Source organism: Arthrobacter sp. D2-10 (assembly GCF_054161285.1).
In genome coordinates, this window is record NZ_CP096431.1 from 2117996 (window position 1) to 2139601 (window position 21606).

General features: G+C 64.9%; 15 protein-coding genes. 11 read left to right on the forward strand and 4 right to left on the reverse strand.

Features of this window, described 5'->3' with window-relative positions; translation table 11 throughout:
• Positions 1-5: 5 nt before the first annotated feature.
• Both M1D74_RS09885 and M1D74_RS09890 read left to right on the forward strand, forming a co-directional pair.
• On the forward strand, positions 6-389 hold the full coding sequence (locus tag M1D74_RS09885) for a DUF7793 family protein (RefSeq protein ID WP_309071500.1): 384 nt from the start codon (positions 6-8) through the stop codon (positions 387-389).
• Positions 379-1935: a putative bifunctional diguanylate cyclase/phosphodiesterase gene (locus M1D74_RS09890; RefSeq protein WP_309071501.1), complete on the forward strand. Its 1557-nt coding sequence runs from the start codon at positions 379-381 to the stop codon at positions 1933-1935. The genes M1D74_RS09885 and M1D74_RS09890 overlap by 11 nt, the downstream gene beginning before the upstream one ends.
• A gap of 70 nt (positions 1936-2005) precedes the next feature.
• On the opposite strand, the gene M1D74_RS09895 is transcribed toward M1D74_RS09890, so the two are convergent.
• Both M1D74_RS09895 and M1D74_RS09900 read right to left on the reverse strand, forming a co-directional pair.
• The gene (locus M1D74_RS09895; protein WP_458115212.1) at positions 2006-3112 is read right to left on the reverse strand and encodes a branched-chain amino acid aminotransferase; all 1107 of its coding nucleotides are present in this window, start codon (positions 3110-3112) and stop codon (positions 2006-2008) included.
• A 147-nt stretch (positions 3113-3259) separates the two neighbouring features.
• The gene (locus M1D74_RS09900; protein ID WP_458115213.1) at positions 3260-4315 is read right to left on the reverse strand and encodes a 3-isopropylmalate dehydrogenase; all 1056 of its coding nucleotides are present in this window, start codon (positions 4313-4315) and stop codon (positions 3260-3262) included.
• Between the two features lie 195 nt (positions 4316-4510).
• On the opposite strand from M1D74_RS09900, the gene M1D74_RS09905 reads away from it, so the two are divergent.
• The 6 genes from M1D74_RS09905 (at position 4511) to M1D74_RS09930 (ending at position 11500) form a co-directional block, all read left to right on the forward strand.
• A complete protein-coding gene (locus tag M1D74_RS09905; RefSeq protein WP_458115214.1) occupies positions 4511-5617 on the forward strand; it encodes a hypothetical protein in 1107 nt (368 codons plus the stop codon).
• 57 nt (positions 5618-5674) lie between these two features.
• The gene (locus tag M1D74_RS09910; RefSeq protein WP_458115215.1) at positions 5675-6868 is read left to right on the forward strand and encodes a sensor histidine kinase; all 1194 of its coding nucleotides are present in this window, start codon (positions 5675-5677) and stop codon (positions 6866-6868) included.
• The gene (locus tag M1D74_RS09915) at positions 6869-7564 is read left to right on the forward strand and encodes a response regulator (protein ID WP_458115216.1); all 696 of its coding nucleotides are present in this window, start codon (positions 6869-6871) and stop codon (positions 7562-7564) included.
• Between the two features lie 111 nt (positions 7565-7675).
• Positions 7676-8443, forward strand: coding sequence for an ABC transporter ATP-binding protein (locus M1D74_RS09920; RefSeq protein WP_309071507.1), 768 nt, complete (start codon positions 7676-7678; stop codon positions 8441-8443).
• Positions 8444-8445: 2 nt separating this feature from the next.
• Positions 8446-10929 carry an FtsX-like permease family protein gene (locus tag M1D74_RS09925; protein WP_458115217.1) on the forward strand — a complete coding sequence of 828 codons (2484 nt, stop codon included), beginning with the start codon at positions 8446-8448 and terminating at the stop codon, positions 10927-10929.
• Between the two features lie 61 nt (positions 10930-10990).
• Entirely contained in the window at positions 10991-11500 is a 510-nt protein-coding gene (locus M1D74_RS09930) for a hypothetical protein (protein ID WP_309071509.1), read from the forward strand.
• Between the two features lie 65 nt (positions 11501-11565).
• Here M1D74_RS09930 and metG read toward each other — a convergent pair whose 3' ends face one another.
• On the reverse strand, positions 11566-13137 hold the full coding sequence (metG, locus tag M1D74_RS09935) for a methionine--tRNA ligase (RefSeq protein ID WP_458115218.1): 1572 nt from the start codon (positions 13135-13137) through the stop codon (positions 11566-11568).
• A 95-nt stretch (positions 13138-13232) separates the two neighbouring features.
• On the opposite strand from metG, the gene M1D74_RS09940 reads away from it, so the two are divergent.
• Both M1D74_RS09940 and M1D74_RS09945 read left to right on the forward strand, forming a co-directional pair.
• Positions 13233-13775: a hypothetical protein gene (locus M1D74_RS09940; protein WP_309071510.1), complete on the forward strand. Its 543-nt coding sequence runs from the start codon at positions 13233-13235 to the stop codon at positions 13773-13775.
• A 189-nt stretch (positions 13776-13964) separates the two neighbouring features.
• Positions 13965-14954, forward strand: coding sequence for an AfsR/SARP family transcriptional regulator (locus M1D74_RS09945; protein ID WP_458115219.1), 990 nt, complete (start codon positions 13965-13967; stop codon positions 14952-14954).
• Between the two features lie 271 nt (positions 14955-15225).
• Here M1D74_RS09945 and M1D74_RS09950 read toward each other — a convergent pair whose 3' ends face one another.
• Positions 15226-20934 carry a peroxidase family protein gene (locus tag M1D74_RS09950; RefSeq protein ID WP_458115220.1) on the reverse strand — a complete coding sequence of 1903 codons (5709 nt, stop codon included), beginning with the start codon at positions 20932-20934 and terminating at the stop codon, positions 15226-15228.
• A 128-nt stretch (positions 20935-21062) separates the two neighbouring features.
• Between M1D74_RS09950 and lepB the strand changes: the two genes are divergently transcribed.
• On the forward strand, positions 21063-21602 hold the full coding sequence (gene lepB, locus M1D74_RS09955) for a signal peptidase I (protein ID WP_458115221.1): 540 nt from the start codon (positions 21063-21065) through the stop codon (positions 21600-21602).
• Positions 21603-21606: the final 4 nt, after the last annotated feature.

Consider the following 21606-nt stretch of genomic DNA (forward strand, 5'->3'; position numbering starts at 1 on the left):
AGGCAATGACTGCTCTCTGGCTGATGCCAACCGACGTACCGGAAGACCCGGTGTCGGGTTCCCTCATCCGCCTCGTGCTGCCTGCGGGCGAACACATCACGCGTGACATCGCCGAGGCCTTCGCTGACCAGGCACGAACGGCAGCCGCTGGGGTTCGTCGACCCGTTCTGCTGGTCATCACCGGTATTGCATCGCTGAGCCGTGAGGCACGGGGAGTTCTCAGCCGTTCCCGCTCAGCCTCCGCCATCGCAGTGCTCGGGGGAAGCGCGGTGGACAGGGTGCTCGCAAACTTCCTCCTGGGAGGGGAACCGCCGCCCTGCCCCATCCGCTACTTCGGAGATGAGGGAGCGGCCGTCCAGTGGCTCTCCGGGAGAACGCATGACCGCTGACGACGGTGATCCCCGCCTGGCCATGCTGGTCGATGGCATAGTGCGCCTGTCGCGGGGGGACCTCAGCAGCCGGATGAAGCCTTCCCCCGCCCGCGACGACGTTGACGCTGTGATCACCGGCGTCAATCTCCTCGCGGAGGAACTCGAGCTGGTGTACCGGCAGTTCGAGAAGCGCGTGGAGAACCGCACCGCCATGCTTCATCAGGCGCATCTGGACATGAAGCGGATGGCGATGTCCGACGCGCTCACCGGCTTGTCCAACCGGGTGGACCTGGTGGAGAAGGTCGAGAAGGCTCTCTCCGCGCAGCAAGAGGGCAGTCCTCCCCCTGCACTGCTACTGCTTGATCTCGATTCCTTCAAAAACATCAATGACCGATTCGGGCACGACGCGGGCGATGACGTACTGCGCGAGGTCGCAGACCGCCTGCGCGGAGTGGTAAGAGCCACCGACACCGTGGCGAGACTGGGCGGTGACGAGTTTGCCATCCTCGTCACCGAAGCCACCATGGAAATTGCCCTCGGGGTTGCCAACCGAGCCCTCGAGTCCCTGTCCGCCAGCATCGACGTGGGCGAGTTCAGCGTGCACCCGCGGGCAAGCATCGGCCTTCGGCTGGCCACCCGGGACCACACCGCCGCATCCCTGCTGCACGAGGCCGACACCGCGATGTACGCGGCGAAGAACGAGGGCCGCAGCATCATCAAGACCTTCGAGCCGGTCATGCTTTACAACCGCCAGCTGCGCACTCTGATGGCCTCCGAACTGCGTGACGCCATCGGCACCGACCAGCTTTGCGTGCACTACCAGCCGGTGGTCAATCTGGCGGACGGATCGATCAACGGCGTTGAAGTCCTGGTCCGCTGGGAGCATCCCACCCGCGGGATGATCTCACCGGAATTGTTCATTCCGCTCGCCGAGGAGATCGGCGCTATCTCGGAACTCGACCGGTGGGTCATGGCTACTGCGCTGCAGCAATATGCCATCTGGCGCGCAGCGCTCCTGATCCCGGAGGGCTTCCAGATCCGTGTCAATATTTCCGCGATCGAGTTGCGCCAGCTGGACATGGTCGATTACGTCCGCGGACTCCTCAAACGCATGTCCGTACCGCCGCAGTCGCTGGTCATCGAGATCACCGAATCGGCGCTGGTCAGCGGCGGTGAAGTGGAAACGTACTCTCTGCTCAGTTTCAGGCAGCTCGGAGTCTGCATCGAGATTGACGACTTCGGCACGGGTTATTCGTCCATCAGCTACCTGCGCCAGCTTCCGGTCGACATGGTGAAGGTTGATCGATCCATCCTGCAGGAACCGGCGAAGGGGAGCTCATGGCAACCCGAGTTTGTCGCCGCTGTTTTCCAGCTCATCCGTGCCGCCGGTCTCGGGGCGGTTTTCGAAGGCATCGAAACGGCAGAACAGGCAGCATTCCTCCGGTCCCTCGGGGAGCTCAGCGGCCAGGGTTATTACTTCAGCAAGCCGCTCCCTGAGCCTGCGATCACAGCAGTACTGCGCTCCGGCACTGCACTCCCGCTCGCGCAGTCCTCGCTCAGTTGAGGGAAGCGGAAAGCCCGGTTCCCGCGGTGAGCTGGTCACCGAGGGAGCCGGGCTTTCGGGCAGGGAGGGCCTAGACGAGGCGTGTCATCCAACCGTGAGGGTCCTCGACCTTGCCTGTCTGGATGCCGAGCAACTGTTCCCGGAGGGACATGGTGACCTCGCCCGCAGATGGATCCGGCGCGCTGATGACCTCGTCTCCGTCCTTCAGCTCTCCGATGGGGGTAATGACGGCTGCGGTCCCACAGGCGAAGACTTCAGTGATGTCTCCGCCGGCCACGCCTTCGCGCCACTCGTCGAGCGTGATCACGCGCTCCTGGATATTCAGCCCGCGGTCCTTCGCAAGCTGGATGATGGACGCCCGGGTGACTCCCTCGAGGATGGTCCCGCTCAGCGCGGGAGTAACAAGAGTGCCGTCCTTGAAAACGAAGAAAACGTTCATGCCGCCGAGCTCCTCGACGGCGTTGTTGTTGAGCTGGTCCAGGAATAGCACCTGCTTGCAGCCGTGCGCCTCCGCTTCCAGCTGGGCCGCGAGTGAGGCCGCATAGTTGCCGCCGCACTTCGCGGCGCCGGTGCCGCCGCGGCCCGCACGCGCGTAGTTTCTGGAGACCCAGATGGACACGGGAGCCAGTTCGCCGCCGAAGTAGTTCGCCGCCGGTGAGGCGATGACCCGGTAGGACACCTCTCGGGCGGGACGCACGCCCAGGAACGCTTCGGTTGCGATCATGAAGGGCCGCAGGTACAGACTCTCGCCATCGCGTGTGGGCACCCACTCCCTGTCAGCCGCGACGAGCTGGCGAAGAGACTCCAAAAAGACCTCCTCAGGCAGCTGGGGAAGGGCGATCCTTGCAGCCGACCGGTTGAGCCGCGCTGCGTTGGCCTCCGGACGGAAAGTCCAGATCGAGCCGTCTGCGTGGCGGTATGCCTTCATGCCCTCGAAGATTTCCTGGCCGTAGTGCAGCACGGCAGCAGCCGGATCCATGGCGATGGGACCGTACGCTTCGAGGCGCGCATTGCCCCAGCCGCCTCCACCGGAGGCGTCCACCGAATAGTCAACGACGACTGTGTGGTCCGTGAAGTGATTGCCGAACCCGGGGTTGGCGAGAATTGCCTCCCGGTCCGCCTGCGACTTCGGGCTGGCGGATGGGTACTGCGCGAATTCCAGCTGCGTAGCTGTCATGATTCCTCCACGGTTACCTGTCCCCCGAATGCAAGGCGGGCGGACACGAGGGTGCTGACCGGCGGTCCCTCATGGGACCACACTATCGGTGACTTCGAGTTGGTGAGTTCGAGTTAGGTGAGTTTGAGTTAACAGTTCCTAACCAGCTTAGGACACTGCAGCGGCAATCGCATCGCCGATTTCCGCGGTGGTGCGTGGCGTGCCGGACCGCGTGGCGACGTCGTTCTCCACGGCCTGCTCGATCCGGGTTGCCTGCTCACTGAAGCCCAGGTGGTGAAGGAGCAGCGCCGCGGAAAGGATCGCCGCGGTGGGGTCTGCCTTCTGCTGTCCGGCAATGTCCGGGGCCGAGCCATGGACCGGCTCGAACATCGAGGGCGCGGTCCGGTCCATATTGATGTTGCCCGACGCTGCCAGCCCGATACCGCCGGTGACGGCGGCGGCGAGATCGGTGATGATGTCGCCGAAGAGGTTGTCCGTCACGATCACGTCGAAGCGTGCAGGGTCCGTGACCAGGAAGATCATGGCCGCATCCACGTGGAGGTAGTCATGGCTGACCTGCGGGAACTCAGCAGCAACGGCTTCGACGGTACGCTTCCACAAATGCCCTGCGTGCACCAGGACGTTGTGCTTGTGCACCAGGGTGACGTGCCTGCGGGGACGCTCGCTTGCCCTGCGGAAGGCGTCGCGAACAACCCGTTCGACGCCATGGGCAGTGTTGACCGACACTTCGGTGGCGATCTCGTACGCGGTTCCCGTGCGCAAGGCTCCACCATTGCCCACGTAGGGCCCCTCCGTGCCTTCGCGGACAACCACGAAGTCGATCTCACCCGGCTCAGCGAGCGGACTCGGAACGCCGGGGTACAGCCGGGAGGGACGCAGGTTCACGAAGTGGTCAAGGCTGAAGCGGAGCTTGAGCAGCATTTCCCGCTCGATGAGGCCCGACGGGATGCGGGTATCGCCGGGGGCAGCGCCCACAGCTCCGAAAAGGATCGCATCATGGCCACGCAGGCGGTCCAGAGTCTCCTGGGGCAGGGTTTCCCCTGTGGCCAACCAGTGTTCCGCACCAAGCTTGTACTCCGTGAGGGTCAGTTCGGTGGCTGCTGAGGCCGTCGCCGAACGAAGCACTTTGACTGCCTCGGCGATGACCTCCGGTCCGATGCCGTCTCCTGGGATCACTGCCACGTCGATGCTGGTTGAAGTCATGCAATCAGCCTAGGCAACCTTCCCTTATCACGGACAATTCGGGTTCGTATATTGAGACGGCTCTCTTCGGCTGCAAAACCTGCGCCAACTTTGCGCTCTCACAGGACCTCTCTCTGCGCTTATCCGGCAGGTTCGTCCGGATAATCGATGCTGGCGCCGACGCTGCGCCACCGTTCCACACGCCTCAGGAGTCCCATGAAAGTGTCCCTTCCCCGCGTCCGCCCCCTGACAGCGGCGGCGGCCGTCGTCGTCGTTCTGACCGCGAGCGCACTACCCGGTGCTGCGGCGGCGGACACTATGACCATGACTACAGACCCAGGACCCACCGGAGATTTCTCCTGGAAGGGTTTCAACTGGGCGAAGCGGTCCTGGACCGGCGGACCGCACTACAACGGGATCTTCGATCCAGCGAATGTCAGCGGGCCCGACGCCAACGGGCGGGTAACCCTTGCCCTCACGAACCCCACCGGGTCCGCGCCGGTGGCGGCGGAGTTTCAGTCAACGCGCCGCGGCTTCGGCTACGGCACCTACACCGCGGTGGTCGAACGTAACCTGCAGACCCTCCAGAAGGAAGTGGTCTGGGGTTGCATGTTCACCTATGACCCGGACGCTTTCCCGGGCCATAACGAGATTGACGTATGCGAGGCATCGGCGTGGGGCGGCGGTGCAGTCTGGGGTCAGTCCCGTCCGGTGCGGCAGGGACACGGCTACTGGTTCGACGCGACAAAGCCGGCCGGAACCGGCAGCACAGTGGTGAACTTCGACGTCACCCCTGATCCCGTGCTCACGCACCGGCTGGTATGGGAGCCGGGCAGGCTGACCTACGAGACGTTCGCGGGCGAGGGGTCCGCCGGTGCGCTGCTGAAGCGTACCGTTTTGGAGGGACCCACAGTGCCGGTTCCCGCCCGGGAGGCAGTCCACTTCAACCTGTGGGTGACCGGTGGCGGGGGCGGGTACCCCGATTCTGTCCGGCCGGAGCAGGTTACGGTGCGGGACTTCTCCTTCACACCGAGGGCCTCGGCACCGTCGCTTCCCCCACTTCCCGACGCGCCTACCCCCACGATCACCGGCACCCCGAAGGCAGGCCAGCGCCTGACCGCCGTGCCCGGAACCTGGACCTCCGGAGCGACGCTTGCCTACCAGTGGTACCGCGCCGGCACTCCCATCCCCGGTGCAACCGGGAAAACCTACACCGTTCTGAAGGCTGACCGGCAGTCCTCCCTGACAGTCGCAGTCACGGGTACCAAGGCCGGCTATGCCGCTGTCGCCAGGACGTCGGCGCCCACGGCCAGAGTCCGGTAGCAAACTCCACCCAGGGGTCGATGTTAGCGGTTTCTCCCGGCCCTAGAGTTGGTACCTATGGATGCGCACCACCGGTCGGCCCATTGGCTACGGGAAAACCACGGCACAGTAGACCTCGTTGTGGCGGCAGCGGCATTCGTTCTCCTGGCGTTGCCGTGGGCCTTCACGGACAGGCCCATGGAATTTATCGTGTCAGCGGCCCTGACCATCCCCCTGGCCTGGAGGCGCAGCCGGACGGTCGCGGCCGCCTCCACGGTGGCTGTGGTCTCCGTCGGGCAGCTCCTGATCAACCAACCGCCGGTCCCGGCCCAGGTAAGCGTCCTCGCAATGGTGTACGCCCTGGCAGCGTACGCGCCGCGCTGGGCCAGCCTGGGCGGACTCGGCGTTGCGGGCTTCGGCATGGTGGCCGGTGTAGCGCAGTTCGGGTTGAACGAGTACCAGACCGGGTTGGCGGCCCTGCCCCTGTACGCGCTGTACATTTTCTTCGCGGTGGCGGTGGTGCTGCTGTGCTGGGCTTTCGGCGACCTCGCGCGGAACCGCCGCCTTACGCTGCAGGCGCTCCAGGACCGCGCCCACCGACTCGAAATCGAGCGCCAGCAGGAACGCGATCTCGCCGCAGCTGATGAACGCAGCCACATCGCCCGGGAGATGCACGATATCGTCGCGCACTCCCTGTCGGTCATGATCGCCCAGGCCGACGGCGCCCGTTATGCGAGCGCCGCGGATCCCGCCGTCGCCGCGTCCACCCTGGGCACCATCGCGGAAACCGGTCGAGGGTCACTCCGGGAGATGCGCCGCCTGCTGGGAGTGTTAAGGAACGACGACAACGCTCCGGTGCGTCCTCTGCCAACGCTGGCGGAGGTACCCGCGCTCATCGAGACCGTGCGCCGGGCCGGCCTGGAAGTTGCGTTGACGCACTCCGGTACGCCGCGGCGTCCGCTGCCCACCGGTGCCGAGCTCACCGTCTACCGGGTTGTCCAGGAATCCCTGACGAACGTCCTCAAGCATGCAGGCCCCCGCGCCTCGGCGCATGTTTCCCTGGCCTGGACAGCCAAAGGACTCGAGGTGACAGTCGACGACGACGGCCGGGGAGCCGCATCGGACAGCGCTGCGGTTGAAGGCGGCGGCAGCGGCCAGGGCATCCGGGGTATGGCCGAGCGGCTGAAACTCTACGATGGGACGGTGGAAACCGGGCCCCTCGCCGGCGGCGGTTTCCGTGTCCGAGCGCTGATCCCCTACACAGAGGCCTGAATGAGTACCCCGTCCTCCACCACCGCAACCATCCGTGTGGCCCTCGTTGATGACCAGCAACTGGTCCGGAGCGGCTTCTCCATGCTGATCAACTCACAGCCCGACCTGGATGTCGTCTGCCAGGCGGGCAACGGCATGGAAGCGGTGTCGGTGCTCAGTTCCACGGCAGCCGACGTCGTGCTCATGGACGTGCGCATGCCGGGCATGGACGGAATCGAAGCGACCAGGCGGATCCTTGAGCAAACCCAGGGGGCCGGACCGCGGATCATCGTACTGACAACGTTCGACCTGGACGAATACGCGCTCGCCGCAATTCAGGCGGGGGCGAGCGGTTTCCTGTTGAAAGATGCGCCTCCCGAGGAACTCCTCGAAGCGGTACGTACGGTCCACCGCGGCGATGCTGTCATCGCGCCCTCGACCACTCGCCGGCTCCTCGCGCACGTTGCTCCCCTGCTCCGGGCGCCGTCCGCGTCGAATGATCGGGCAAAAACCCTCGTCGCCACGCTGACCGCCCGCGAGCGCGAGGTGTTCACGCTGATTGCCCAGGGCCGGTCCAACACCGAGATCGCCGCCGATTTGTTCCTGTCGGAGGCCACAGTCAAGACCCATGTGGGGCACATCCTCGCGAAGCTGGGTGCCAGGGACCGCGTTCAGGTCGTGGTGCTCGCGTATGAAGCCGGTGTTGTTCAACCCTGAACTCCTCATCCCGGTTGCAGGTGGCTCTCATCCCGCGGTAGGAGGGATCGGCCAGGAAGAACCTCCCACCGCCCGATCCGCAGCACCCCGCGCATTTTCTAGCGTGGAAGCATGACACCGAACCTTTCAACGGCTATCGAGCCGTCGTCCGTATCTGCTGCAGCAGTTGCCGCCGAATCACTCAACAAGTCCTACGGCCGGGACAACACCACAGTGCACGCATTGCGTGACGTGACAGTCGGTTTTCCCAGTGGCCGCTTCACCGCGATCATGGGCCCGTCCGGCTCCGGCAAGTCCACCCTGATGCACTGCCTCGCCGGACTGGACACCGCCGATTCCGGACGGATCCTTCTGGGCGGAACAGATATCACTGCACTGAACGACGCCGAACTGACCCGTCTGCGCCGGGACCGCGTCGGTTTCGTCTTCCAGTCCTTCAACCTCATTCCGACCCTCACGGCGGAACAAAACATCACTCTGCCTGTTGCGCTGGCCGGAGGGCAGGTGGACCGCCAGTGGCTGCAGCAGATCTGCGCCATCCTCGGTCTGGGCGCCCGGCTCACGCACCGCCCGCACGAACTGTCCGGCGGCCAGCAGCAGCGCGTAGCTGTGGCCAGGGCGCTGCTGACACGCCCGGACGTGATTTTCGGTGACGAACCGACCGGCAACCTGGACTCCCGCTCGGGAGCGGAGGTACTGGCTCTCCTCAGGCGCAGCAGCCAGGAGATGGGCCAGACCATCATCATGGTGACACACGACCCTGTGGCCGCGTCCTATGCCGATCGTGTGATCCTGATGCAGGACGGCGCCCTGGTCGGCGAGCTGGAACGCAGCACTCCCGACGCCATCCTCGCCGCGCTTTCGCAGCTGGGGGCGTAACAGTGCTCACCGTTGCCCTTTCCCAGGTTTCCCGGCACGCCCGCCGGTACATCGCCGTCGCGCTTGCCGTGATGCTCGGCGTCGGTTTCCTCGCAGCCACCCTCATGGTCGGCGGCACCACGACCGCCACACTGCAGAACAGCATCGGTACCGAGTACGCGAAGGCGGACCTCGTGGTCTCCGATGCCAACGGCGCAGCCTTACCCGTGGATGCAGCCGACCGGGTGTCAGGTCTCCCGGGTGTCAAGGAGGTGCACGCCGACGTCCAGGGCGTGTTTGTCCTCGGTGCGTCCTCCCGGACAGATGTTGCCTCCATCGCAAGCTTCGCGTCGCCCGAGCTGGACAACCTGACGCTGGAGCAGGGACGCTTTCCGCAGACAGACGGCGAAATCATCATCGACGGTGAGTCTGCCGAGCACCTTGGCCTGGCGATCGGTGACACAGCTCAGGGTGCCACGTTGGGCGAAGGCTCTCTCGAGGAGAGCATTGCGTCCTCCGGCATAGCATTGACGATCGTCGGACTAAGCGAACCGTCCTCCCACCCGTTCGACGCCGGGATGATTCAGGTGCACGCGGTCGAGACACAGCTCACCGCTCTGACAGTTGACGCTGCCGCTTTCCGGCTGCAGGTTGCTCTTGACGATGGTGCTGACGCGGTGAACGTGCGCGAAGCCGTGCGCGCCGTGTTGAACGACGGCGGCGTCAACGCTTCGGTACTGACGTCCGCTGAACAGACTACCGAGGGCGTTGCCGCGTTATCCGGTGGCCAGGACCAGTTGACGATTGTCCTCCTGGCATTTGCCGTGGTTGCGGTCATCGTGACAGCGCTTGTCATCTCGAACACCTTCTCGGTTCTCGTCGCCCAACGGACCCGCGAACTGGCGCTGCTGCGCTGCATCGGAGCGGGCCGCGGCCAGATCCGGCGTTCTGTGCTGATCGAGGCTGCGGTGGTGGGCACTGTCGCGTCAGCCCTCGGAGTGCTGCTCGCCGCAGCCGTCATGTGGACTCTCGTGACGATCGCCCAGACGATCCCTGGCAGCGAGTTCGCGACGCTGGCCGTGCCGGTATCCGCTGTGGTCTCCGGGATGGTGGTGGGAATCGCGATGACCATTGCCGCTGCGCTGGTGCCCGCGCGTGCGGCGACCGCCGTCGCACCCCTGGCTGCCCTCCGCCCGGCTGATTACGCAGGCATCCGTACCCGCCGGCGGCGGGTCCGTCTCGGAAGCGGTGTGGCGCTGCTCGTTGGCGGGGCGCTGCTCCTCGCTCTGGGAGCCGCCTCATCCAACCTTTTGATCGCGCTGCCCGGCGGCGCGATGTCCTTCCTCGGGTTCCTGCTCTGCGCGGGACTGTTCGTTCCTGCCCTGGTCACGCGGGTCGGCGCGCTGGCCAAGCCGCTTGGAGTTCCGGGGACGCTGGCCGCCATCAACGCCGTCCGCAATCCCGCACGAACCACCGCGACGGCGACCGCGCTCATTGTCGGCGTCACCCTCGTCAGCATGATGATGGCCGGCGCGCAGACTTCCCGAACGGCATTCGATGACGCGCTGGCGCAAAACTACCCCGTGGACCTGGCAGTGATGCTTGAGGACAAGGAATCTGCGGAGGCCACAGGTACGCTCCTTGCCCTGGAGGGGGTTGAGGCGGTTGTTGAACCGACACCCGTTGCAACCACCAGCGAGGAGTCCGGTGCGCAGACGGTCTACGTGCTCCCGGCGCCCGACGCAGAGGCGGTCCTGCGATCAGAGACCGCTTACCCCCGGAATAACGCGGTCATCATGCCGGACGGCACTGATCTGAATGAAATCATTGTTGAGGGGTCATTTGCGGAGCGCTCCCTGCCTGTGGTCGAAGCTGAAAGCCGTACACTGGTTCCCCTGATCACCGAGGAGACGGCGGCTGCATTGGGCCCTGTACCGGATGTGAGCGGTGCGGGCAGCATACTCTGGCTCAAACTCGATGATTCGCTCACGTCCGGCGAAATCACACAGCTGCGCACCGAGATCGTCGACACCCTCGGCCTGTCCGAATACCTCGTCTCGGGAGCGGCCCTGGAACGCGCAACATTCCACCAGATCATCGACGTACTCCTGCTCGTGGTCACCGCCCTCCTTGCCGTTGCCGTGCTGATCGCCCTGATCGGTGTGGCCAACACACTGTCGCTCTCGGTACTCGAGCGGACGCGGGAATCGGCGTTGCTCCGGGCGCTGGGCCTGACCCGGGGCCAGTTGCGCGGAATGCTGGCGGTGGAGGCAGTGCTGATCGCAGGCGTCGCGGCGCTGATCGGGATCGCGCTCGGGATAATCTATGGCTGGTTGGGCGCGCAGTCGGCACTCGGCCTGGTGGCCGTTGTGACGCCGTCGTTCCCGTGGCTGCAGCTGGCAGGCGTACTTCTGGTCGCCATCCTTGCCGGTCTGGTCGCCTCCGTGATGCCGGCCCGCCGGGCCGCCCGGCTCTCCCCCGTCCAGGGATTGGCCGTAGAGGGCTGACCTGCAAGGATTGCTTCACGGTCCGCAGCGTGCGGGCCGTGAAGCGCAAGCAGGAGGATCGGTGCAGAAACCCCGCCAGGGCGAGTCGGAATGGTTGTTTCGCTATCTCGAGGATCATCTTCTCGGAGCGACGGGAGGTGTCCGCCTGTTTGAGGCCGCCGCGCAGACTTGGAAGGGCACCCCACACGGACGCACCCTGGCGCGCCTTCACGACGAAATCACCGGCGAGCGGGCAGAGCTGCTGTCCTCTCTGAAGGCCCAGGGGCATCGCCCTAACCCCGCGAAGATGGCGTTCGCGCATGTGGCAGCCGCGGCTGCGCGGGTGAACCCGCTGAACGCGCGCAATACGGCCAAGGGACCAGGCGCCCAGCTTGAACTGGAGGCCCTGCAGTCACTGGTGCGCGGCAAGCAGGCGCTTTGGGAGACGATGCTCGCGCTGCTCGATGCAGGATGGTCCTTCCCCGGGTACAGCCATGAACGCCTCACCCAGCTCGCCGAGCGTGCCCGCGGCCAGCAGCGGGAGGTTGCCGCGATCATGGTGACGACGGCGGCGGACCGCTTCCGCTCCTGACGCTCCCTTTCACGTGGCAGGACTCCCCTTCGAACGCGCTTCGAAGGGGAGTCCTGCTTCATGGATCAGGCGTCGGCAGGCTCCTCGTACTTCGGGAAGATCGGTGTGGGCGCAGGCAGGGCGACGCCCGTGACGAGCGGTGTGGCGATGGCTTCGAAGCGGCGTGCGGGGTCGTCGTCCTCAGTGCCCTGTCCCAGCGCCGTTAGAAGTTTCCCGGCACCATCGGGCATGACGGGCTGCACCAGGACGGACACAATACGGAGGATCTCCAGCGTCACGTAGAGGACTGTGTTCATGCGGTCGAGGTCCGTCTTGCGCAGGACCCACGGCTGCTGCTCGGCGAAGTACGCGTTGGTGTCGCCAAGGACGGTCCAGACCGCTTCGAGCGCGCGTGAAATCTCCTGCTTGTCGTACGCGGCGCGGCAGGATTCCAGCAGGGTGTTCGCGGCTGCCAGAATCTGCTGGTCGGCATCGGACAACGACGACGCCGCGGGCACGAGTCCGTCGCAGTTCTTCGCGACCATCGATAGGGATCGCTGGGCCAGGTTTCCGAGATTGTTGGCAAGGTCCGAGTTCATCCGGCTGACGATCGCCTCGTGGCTGTACGAGCCGTCCGCACCAAAGGGCACCTCGCGGAGCAGGAAGAAGCGGATCTGGTCCCGGCCGTACTGCTCTATCCAGTCCTTCGGAGCAATGACGTTGCCGAGGGACTTCGACATCTTCACGCCCTTGTTGTGCAGGAAACCGTGGATCATGACCCGCTTGGGCAGCTCGATGCCCGCCGACATCAGAAATGCCGGCCAGTAGATTGCGTGGAAACGGGAAATGTCCTTTCCGATGACGTGCACATCTGCCGGCCAGTACTTCCGGAACTGCTCCGACCCGGTATCCGGGTAGCCGACTCCCGTGAGGTAGTTGGTCAGCGCGTCAACCCAGACGTACATGACGTGCTTGGGATTGCCGGGAACGGGCACACCCCAGTCGAAGGTGGTGCGGCTGATGGACAGGTCCTCAAGCCCGCGCTTGACGAAGCTGATGACCTCGTTGAACCGTGACTGCGGCGCACCGAATTCGGGCTGGTCCGCGTACAGCGCCAGCAGCCGGTCCTGGTAGTTGGAAAGGCGGAAGAAATAGCTCTCCTCCTCCGTCCAGGTGACCTCTGTGTCCGTTTCCTTCGAGTAGCGGCCGCCGTCCTCGCGGACTTCGGTCTCTTCCTCGGTGTAGTAGGCCTCATCCCGGACCGAGTACCAGCCGGCGTACTTGTCGAGATAGATATCGCCGTTTGCTTCCATCCGGCGCCAGATGTCCTGGGAAGCGGCGTAGTGATCCTTATCCGTGGTGCGGATAAAGCGGTCGTAGGTGATGGCGAGGTCCGCGTGGGCCGCCTTGTACACCTCGGCGTTCCGGTCCACGAGTTCCTTGGGCGTGATGCCCTCCTTCTCCGCAGTCTGGGCGATCTTCATGCCGTGCTCGTCGGTTCCCGTCAGGAACATGACGTCATGCCCGTCCAACCGCTTGAAGCGTGCAATGGCATCGGTGGCGACATACTCGTAGGCGTGCCCGATGTGCGGAACGCCGTTGGGGTACGTGATGGCCGTGGTGATGTAGAACGGGGGTTTCTTCGCGGAACTCACCATAGAAAGTTACCCTGCCGACGTTTCGTTGTCGCATCATTGCGTCGAGGGCACCCCCGATCATGGTTTTCCCATGGTGCGACGCCAACACTACTTGCATGGCACAGCAACTCGACGACCGCCGCGTCTCCTCCCGCCCGACCGGTTCCCGGCACCGGGTACTCGTTCCCGCCGCGCTCCTGATCGGCGTTCTGGGCGGCACGGCGTGGCTGCTCAGCAACAATGTCGAGGAAGAACCGCCCACCATGCTGGGCGCATCGGACACTGTCGTCGGCGGACTCGCCCGGATCAACGGGATCCTGCCCCTCGAATCGGACGGTTGGGAACCCCCGACCAATGGCGAGGCACTCGACGCTCCCGTGACCGACGGTGCCCACCGGGTCCGGGTGCTACTCGAACTGACAGCGCTGGAAGCCGACGGGATCTCGTTTCAGGCCTCCGACTACTTCGTTGACGGGCTGGGGACCGGTGAACCGCGCGTCATTTGGGCGTCCCCATCCGAGTACAAGGCGGAGCAGGGCGAGACAATCGACGCCACCCTGGTATTCGAGATCCCGAACAAAGCCCTTGCGCTGGTACTCAGCGACGACGGTGAAACCCGCCTCTCGCTCGGAACTGAACACCACACAGGCGGTCGCTAAGTGGTATCTGAGTAGCCCTGGTCGCTACTCAGGTAGCTACCCGACCGATACTCGAACGATTTCGAGTAGCGCCCCCGAATCCTTCAGGACCGGGGGCATATTTTCGGGTAGACCCTACTCGTGATCGGGCAATCACGAATCCATAACTTTGATCCTGTCATCACAAGCACGAAAGACAGGGTCTCGCTCATGTTGCAGTCAGACACATTCTCACCGTCACACTCAGGCACTCCCGCGGACGCACCCGGCGTGCCGGCCTTCCTGAGCGTTCAGCTCATCGGCTCCCTTCGCATCCGCCGTGGTGATACCGTCCTGAACGCACGGAGCCTCGGCGGACCGAAGCCACGCCAGATCCTGGAGATCCTTCTCCTGAGCCTCGGCAACCCCGTTTCGAAGGACCGCCTCATCGAGGTCCTGTGGGAAGGGCACGCGCCCGCGGAAGCCCTCCCAACGCTCGAGAGCTACGTCAGCGTCCTGCGCCGGAACATTCAGCCGGGCAGCGGCAAGCAGGGACCCCTGCGCACCACCACGGGCGGCTACGTGATGGACGCCACCATGGTCGACCTGGACGTCTTCCGCTTCGACCAGCTCCTTCGCCAGGCGCAGCAGAGTGCTCCGGAGACAGCGCTGAGCCTGCTCCATGAGGCTCTGGCGCTGGCCACCGCTCCCCTGCTCGGTGACGAACTGCTGCCGGCATGGGCCGAGGACGAGCGGGAACTTCACAGCTCCCGCGTCCTGGAAGCCACTGTTCTGGCCGCGGAAACGGCTGCAGCACTTGGAGCCGTGTCCGAGTCCATCGAGTGGGCGCAGGAAGCCCTCGCCATGGATCCCCTGAACGAACGCGCCTGGCTGGCCCGGATCGACGGTCTCGAGCGGACCGGCCGGTACGCCGAGGGCCTGCAGAACTACGAGAAGTGCCGCCGGGCGATGGTCAAGGAACTGGGCTGCGCGCCCGGCCCGGGCCTCAAAGCTGCTCACGCCCGACTCCTTCAGGCGACGGCAGAAAACGAAGGCGAACTCTCCGACGTCCTCTCCGCGCTGCTCGTCCTTCATGGTCAGCTCAGCCGGAACGTCGCTCCGGTAGCCGCTTCGGCATCACCGCAGCTCGTGCGACAGTCCCTCCGCGAGGCGTCCCACGTCCTCAACTCTTTCCTCGTGCGGGCGATGTCCGCAGCGTAGGGCTCCCGCCGGCTGTGCTTTCCGCAATGGGGCGGGAAGGCACAGACGGGACACAGCTAGGGTTCCTGCCTATGGGCGGGAACCCTCGCTGTTTTGTGTGCATGGATCGAGGACGTGTAGACCGCCTTTGGCTGCACCGGAAGGGCGTGCGCGTGCCTGCTCGGCTGGCGTTGGGCGCGTAGCCCGGCCGCCACAGGCAGAAGGGCCATGGCGGGTGAACTACCCGCCATGGCCCTTCTGCCTGGACTACCCGAATCGGGGAAGACCCGAATCAGGAGATGAGGAACGCACCCCAGCCGCTGCCCATCGCGGTACGGGTGCCGACCCGCCCGGTACCTGTGCCCGGATAGACCCATAGGTTGCCCGCGGCATCCCGTGCCACGAGGTCCGCGCGGGAGTCACTCGTCTGGTCTCCGATGCCGACCAGGGTGTAGCCGTTCCATCCCGTACCGAACTGCGTCCGGGCGATGAAGCCACCAGCTCCATTTCCTGGGTACAGCCAGAGCCGACCCAATCGGTCGTACGCGATAATGTCAGAACGGCTGTCCCCATTGAAATCTCCGGCACTTGCGACGTGATAGTCATTCCATCCGCTACCGATTTGTCGACGTGTCTGGAACCCACCCGTACCGTTTCCTGGATAGAGCCACAGCCTGCCCGAGGAATCCCGCGCCATCAAGTCGGAACGGGCGTCACCGTCAAAGTCACCAGGAGCCAGAACCGTATATGAAAGCCATCCGCTGCCAATTTGAATCCGGGTCTGGACGCCACCGGCCGCGTTGCCGCGGTACAGCCACAACCGTCCGGAAGAGTCATAGGCGAGGATGTCCGCACGCCCGTCTCCGCTGAAGTCGGGAGTAGCAACGATGCTGCTCATTCCCTGCCAGCCGGTCCCGATCAGGGAACGGGTCTGTAGGCGGCCCGTCCCGCTTCCGGGATACATCCACAGGCGTCCACCGCTGTCACGGGCAACCAGATCCGCGATGCCGTCACCATTGAAGTCCTCCTTTAGCTGGGGCTGGGTGGGCCTGACCGCAGGTGACAGGGCCGTGAATGCTCCGGCTCCGAGTGCGTTCACAGCGCGTACCTGGAAGCGGTATTCCGTCCCGTTGGTGAGGCCGGTGACGAGCAGACTCGTCGCGGTCGCGCCCGCGGGCCGAAGTGCTCCCACAGGCTGTCCGTCCGGCCCTACAACCTGCACGGCGTAACCGGTGATGGCAGAACCGCCGTCGGATACGGGGGCGGTCCAGGAAACCGTGGCAGATCCGTTAGCAGCGGTTACGCCACCGAGTACCGGAACTCCCGGGACGGATCGTGGGCTGACCGCCGCGGATGCTGGGGACAGCGCACCGTCGCCCAGAGCATTGGTCGCGAGCACCCTGAAGGTGTAAGCGGTGCCGTTGGCCAGCCCGGTAATATCGGTGGTTGTGGCCGAACCCGTCAACGACACGGTCTGGATCAGGGCATCTCCCGCCAGCACCTGGACCTTGTATCCGGTGACCGCCGTGCCGCCATTGGCCGCCGGGGCTGTCCAGGACAGAGTGACGACGCCATCGCCGGCGACACCTGTCACGTTCGTGGGCGCGGCCGGTACAACGTTCGGAACAACCGCTGTCGACAGTGCGGAGAAGCCGCTGGTGCCGAGTTCGTTGGATGCCCGCACCTGGAACCGGTACGACTGGCCGTTGACCAGCCCGGTGACAACAGTCTCGGTCTGGTTGCCGGGTACCTGCCGAAGCGCTCCAACGGGGGCACCGTTGGCGTCCACCGTCCGAACCTCGTAGCCCGTGGTCGGAGCGACCGGAGCATTCCAGGTCACGGTTGCCGACCGGTCGCCGGCGACAGCACCGGACATCTCGGGCACTCCGGGTGCCAGCGAGTCGGCGAACAGGAGCTTTTCGATGTTCCGCAGGGTGTCAACGCCGTCACCGACGCCGAGTGCCGGAAGGGCATCGGGATCGTCGCCGAGATGAGTCACCGTGGTGACGCTTCCCGGGTCTCCGGGGTTGGCTCCGGAAGGAACTGTAGTCACCGTGTAGTTCTGCTCAAGGTCGGAGAAAACTGCCGAGTCCGCGTCGCCGGGCTTCCCGGCGTCGACGATCTCACGGACTATGACGATGTTTCCGGGATTCACTTCGCCCGCGAAGACAGCCGCCTGGAGCGTCCGGGAGCTGCCCGGAAGGTAAGGCTTCTCCATGCCGTCGGTGCTGCCGATTTCCGTTGCCGGATCAGCAGGGTTGGTGCGCACGCTCAGACGTACGCGCAACTCCTTATCACCATCGAGGATGTCGTTGCCGGCGCGGCCTTCAAGGATGTCGCTTCCGCCGCCTCCGAGGATGATGTTGCCTTCTCCCCAGATAGCACCGTTCGCTGTCGCGCCGGGCGGGAGGAGGTCCGCAAGACCGCTGATCCGGCTCACGCCTTCGGCGTCGAGCCAGTTGTTGCCCGAGGTGCCTTCGCCCTCCACCAGGCGGGGAACCACGTTGTCGCCGCGCAGGACGTCATTCTTGCCTGCGCCGGAGAGCCCCTCAACCTCTGCGTAGCGGTCGCGGAGGACGTTCACAGGGAGCGGGACGCCCAGCAGGTTGCGGGTGAGGTCCGCATCGGCGGGGAGCGAGTCAACCTGGTGGGACGACCAGTCGAACCCGGCGGCACCGGCGTTCCGCTCGATTCCGGGGTCGGCGAGCATGATGTCGTCTCCGCCCTCGGCGTCGTAGTCATCGTCACCGTTCTGTCCCATGAGGACGTCGTTGCCCGGTGTGTTCGGGTCATCGAAGAACGGTGCCCCGCTGTCGCCCATCAGCAGGTCGGCGCCGTCGCCGCCCTGGAGCCAGTCATCGCCGGCGTCGCCGCGGGACAGGTCGTTGCCGCCGCCTGCGATCAGGAAGTCGTTACCCTCCCCGCCGAAGGAGTCGTTGGTGTTGGCTCCGCCGTTGATGAAGTCGCTGCCGTCTCCGCCGAGGATCAGGTCCAGGCCGGGTCCGGCGTCCAGTGCGTCGTGACCGGGACCGCCCTTCAGGACGTCGTCACCGGCGGAGTCAGTGATGATGTCGTCACCATCACCTCCAAGCGCTGTGTCACCGCCGTCGTTTCCCTCGATCACGTCGTTGCCGTCGTTGCCGAGGAAAGTGTCGTTGTCGACGCCGCCCCAGATACGGTCATTCCCGGGCGTGCCGTTGAAGACGCTTTGGCCGTTGATGCCGGCCGGATCCACCGAATTGGTGGTGCGGTAACGGATGGTGCCGTCAGGCATCCGGATGAGCAGGGCCGCCTCATCGCACTCCGACAGCGGATCGTCCAGAACGGTGGTTCCGCTGAATTGCAGCCGGTTCAGGTCGAACTTGCAGTCGGAGGTACCGAAGACGTCCGCCTTGAGGGACGTGGCACTTGTATTGCGCATGATGATTTCCGCGAAGGAGTTACCTTCGAGCTGGCCCAGCAGGTTCATGCCGGGCGTGCGTGCCAGGTAGTAGAACCGGTCACCGTTCTGAAGGTCGAGCATCTGCTGCTCGAAGACGTAGTTGAAGGTTGAGCCGAGCAGGCCTCCGAAGAGGTTGGTCCTTTCGGCGAGACCGCCCACCCAGAGATCGATCTGGTTGAGGCCGGTTTCCTTGCCTGCCCAGGCTCCGACGCCGCCCATGAAGTCCGCGGCATCGGCGGGAACCGTTCCCTCAGCAGCGTCGATCGGAGGATTGACGAGAAGGGTAGCCGCGTCCCGCTTGCCCTGCAGTGTGGTTGCAGCGGTGATCGTAGGGTGCTGGCCGTAGGCCGCGACAAAGTTGACCAGCGATGCGGGGTGCTTGATGTTCAGACCGAAGTCGATCCAGTTCGTGTAGGGCTTCAGCTGTCCGTCATTGGTCTTGTTGTAGATCTGGCTGCGCAGGTTATTCAGCGACGGAATGCCGGTCTCACGGGCCCGGGCGATATTGATCGCAGCGAGGTCCAGGGGCAATCCCAGAAGGTTGTTCCGCAGGGTATCGGTCACGAACTCATCGAGCTCGTTGCCGACCTGGTCTGACATGCCCATCGCAATCGAACCGGCTGCTTCCTTCGGGGACAGCCTGGTGCCGCCGCCGCCGTCGTAATAGGCGGGCGGATTCAGGAAGACGTCCAGCAACGGAACATCACTGGTGGATCCGGCAGCGTTGGTCCTCGAAACCGTGTCGGTGAGCATCGAGTGGCCGAAGCGGTAGACGGCGTGGGCGAACTCAGCGGTGATGGCCGGGTCGACGTCGTCGTGGTAGTTCGCGAAAGGCTCGATCAGCGGCTGCACCTTGCGGGCGAACTCCTCGAATGCGAGGTGCTGGTATTCCATTTCATTGACGAAGCGGGCGGCCTGGAAGAGGCGCTCACCGTTCCAGCCGTCGGCACCTGCGGTGCTCTTCCACTCGGCCAGAGCAGCAACGCCGCGGGCGGAGGTGTCAGCCGTCAGCGTGGCTTTGATGTCCTCGAGCAGGCGATTGTGTTCCGAGTGGAACACCTGGTGAACCATGGTCAGCGCGACGTTCTCGTTGACGCGGCCGTCACCGGCGACCGCGTGGGTATCGAGCATCTCGTTGTCATAGGTGGTGGGAGTCGGTGCACCGGGTGCGTTGATCACGGTGTCGGCGTCGGCCGTCTTGCCTGCCGCCGGAACGGCCAGGTGAGCGATGTCGTCGAGGAACGCTTCGTTGACGCGGAGTGCATTTGCCGGCACCGGTACGGGAGCGGCGGTGTTGCCCTCGACCATGCCGTCCGGGGTGACGTACTGCGGGAGCCCCCGGGCAGGTCCGGGAAGGAACTTTCCATAAGGGTCGACGGCGATCATCGGCACGCTGTGCACGTCCATGTCCGAGAGCTGCAGGCCCAGCTTCTCAGCCGCCTGTGCCTTGAGCAGCGCCCACGTTCCCATGCCGTCGTCAGCCGATGACAGCAGTGCTCCGGTGGTGACCGGCCGGCCCTCGGCGTTGTTGGCATACTCCCTCAGGAAGACCTGGTGGGAGGGATCGGAACTGTAGGTCTGTGACTGGTCCACCAGTGGGCCGGTGCGGTTAGTTGCTTCGCGGATGTCGTCGGCGGTACCGAGTTTGCCGTCCTCGCCGGGCTGGTTGGTGGCCCGGGTGAGGACCATGAAGCGCTGGCGGGGAGGAAGGTCGTCTGCATCGCCAAGCTTGCCGTTCGGTCCGGGGATCAGGGGGTCATCAGCCTGCAGCGGGATGAACACCGAACTGCCGGACTTGTTGAGAAGGTCAAGGCCGTGGTCAAAGAATTGCCCGAAGATGGTGAACAGTCCGTTGTAGGGAGGCGAAAGGCCGACGTCGGTGGTGATGTTCGGGATGAAGAGGGTTTCACCGGCGGGCACGCAACCGGCGGGAGTGCCGTCTTCCTTGCACGGCACCACGCTGTCGGCGCCGCTCTGCGTGCGGGTGGGATACTGCGCGGCCGAGATTGCCGCGGGGTTGCCGGAGGTCTGGTCGACAATGAGGTTACTGATCACGCGCGGGTCGGAGTCAACCACGTTACCTACGCCGTTGTAGGTGGTGGGACCGGGCTGGCGGATGATGGCGCCGTCGTCAGCGTCCAGGTATTCCGGTGTAGTGAGGCGGGGGAAGAGACGGTTCGACCCCGCGAAATCATCGCGTCCTTCCTGCAAGTTGTTGCAGGATCCGTCCACGGTCCGCAGACCGTAGGAGACCAGGGGGCCGGGCACCTGATCCGGTGCGGTGCCAAGCAGGGCGCCGCAGGGGCCCGTCTCGGACGTGGTGTTGCGGACGTGAGCTTCAGCGATTTTGATCTGGCGCAGAATGAACGCCAGGTCCGAGGTCGTTACCTTGAATCCCTGGCCCACCGGCGCCGCCTGCGCGGGACCTGCGACCAAAGGCAGGCCGATGCCCGTGAGCATCACCAGTGAGGTGAGCGCGGCCAGTGTGCGCCGGAATGGAAACACTGCCCGCTTCTGTGCAAGCGAGTGCTCCGCCGGTGGATTGTGTGCGGTTCCCATAATGCCTCCCAAGACCGATGCCGACGGAGTCCCGCCGGTGTCGCAAGAATCCCGCACGAGCGTTATGAATTTCTTGGAGGCATCAGGGTTTCCCCAAGCAGCCCGGGGCACGATTCGAAGGTAGACGAATGAACCGAGCCTGGGAGCGCAACAGCATGGGTAGCCACGTGGTGATCTCGGCACGCAAGCCGCCGGCGCACGGCTTCGGGCACCGCTCGCTTGCGGTATTTATCGGCGCGGCGTTCCTGCTCCTTGCACTGCGGATCTGGGTGATCGAGCCGCTCTGGGTCTCGTCGTCGAGCATGGAACCGACCGTCCGCGAGGGAAGCATCGTTCTGCTCTATCGCCATGGTGACCCGGTTCAGGGATCCCTGGTGGCATTCCACAATCCAGCCGGGACCGACACAGTGCTGAAGCGGGTGGTGGCCGTGGGCGGCCAGACCGTCGCCATCGAGGACGCGCGGCTCTATATAGACGGGAAGGCGGTGCCGGAGCCTTTCGTTGACCATTCGAGGATCGACGGCACGTACTTCGGCCCGGTTACTGTCCCCGACGGTCACGTTTTTGTCCTGGGTGACAACCGCGCGGAGTCCATCGACTCGCGCGAGTTCGGCCCCCTCCCGCGCGAAGCGGTGGAGGCGACGTTGGCGTGGCCGCCCATGCCGTGATCTT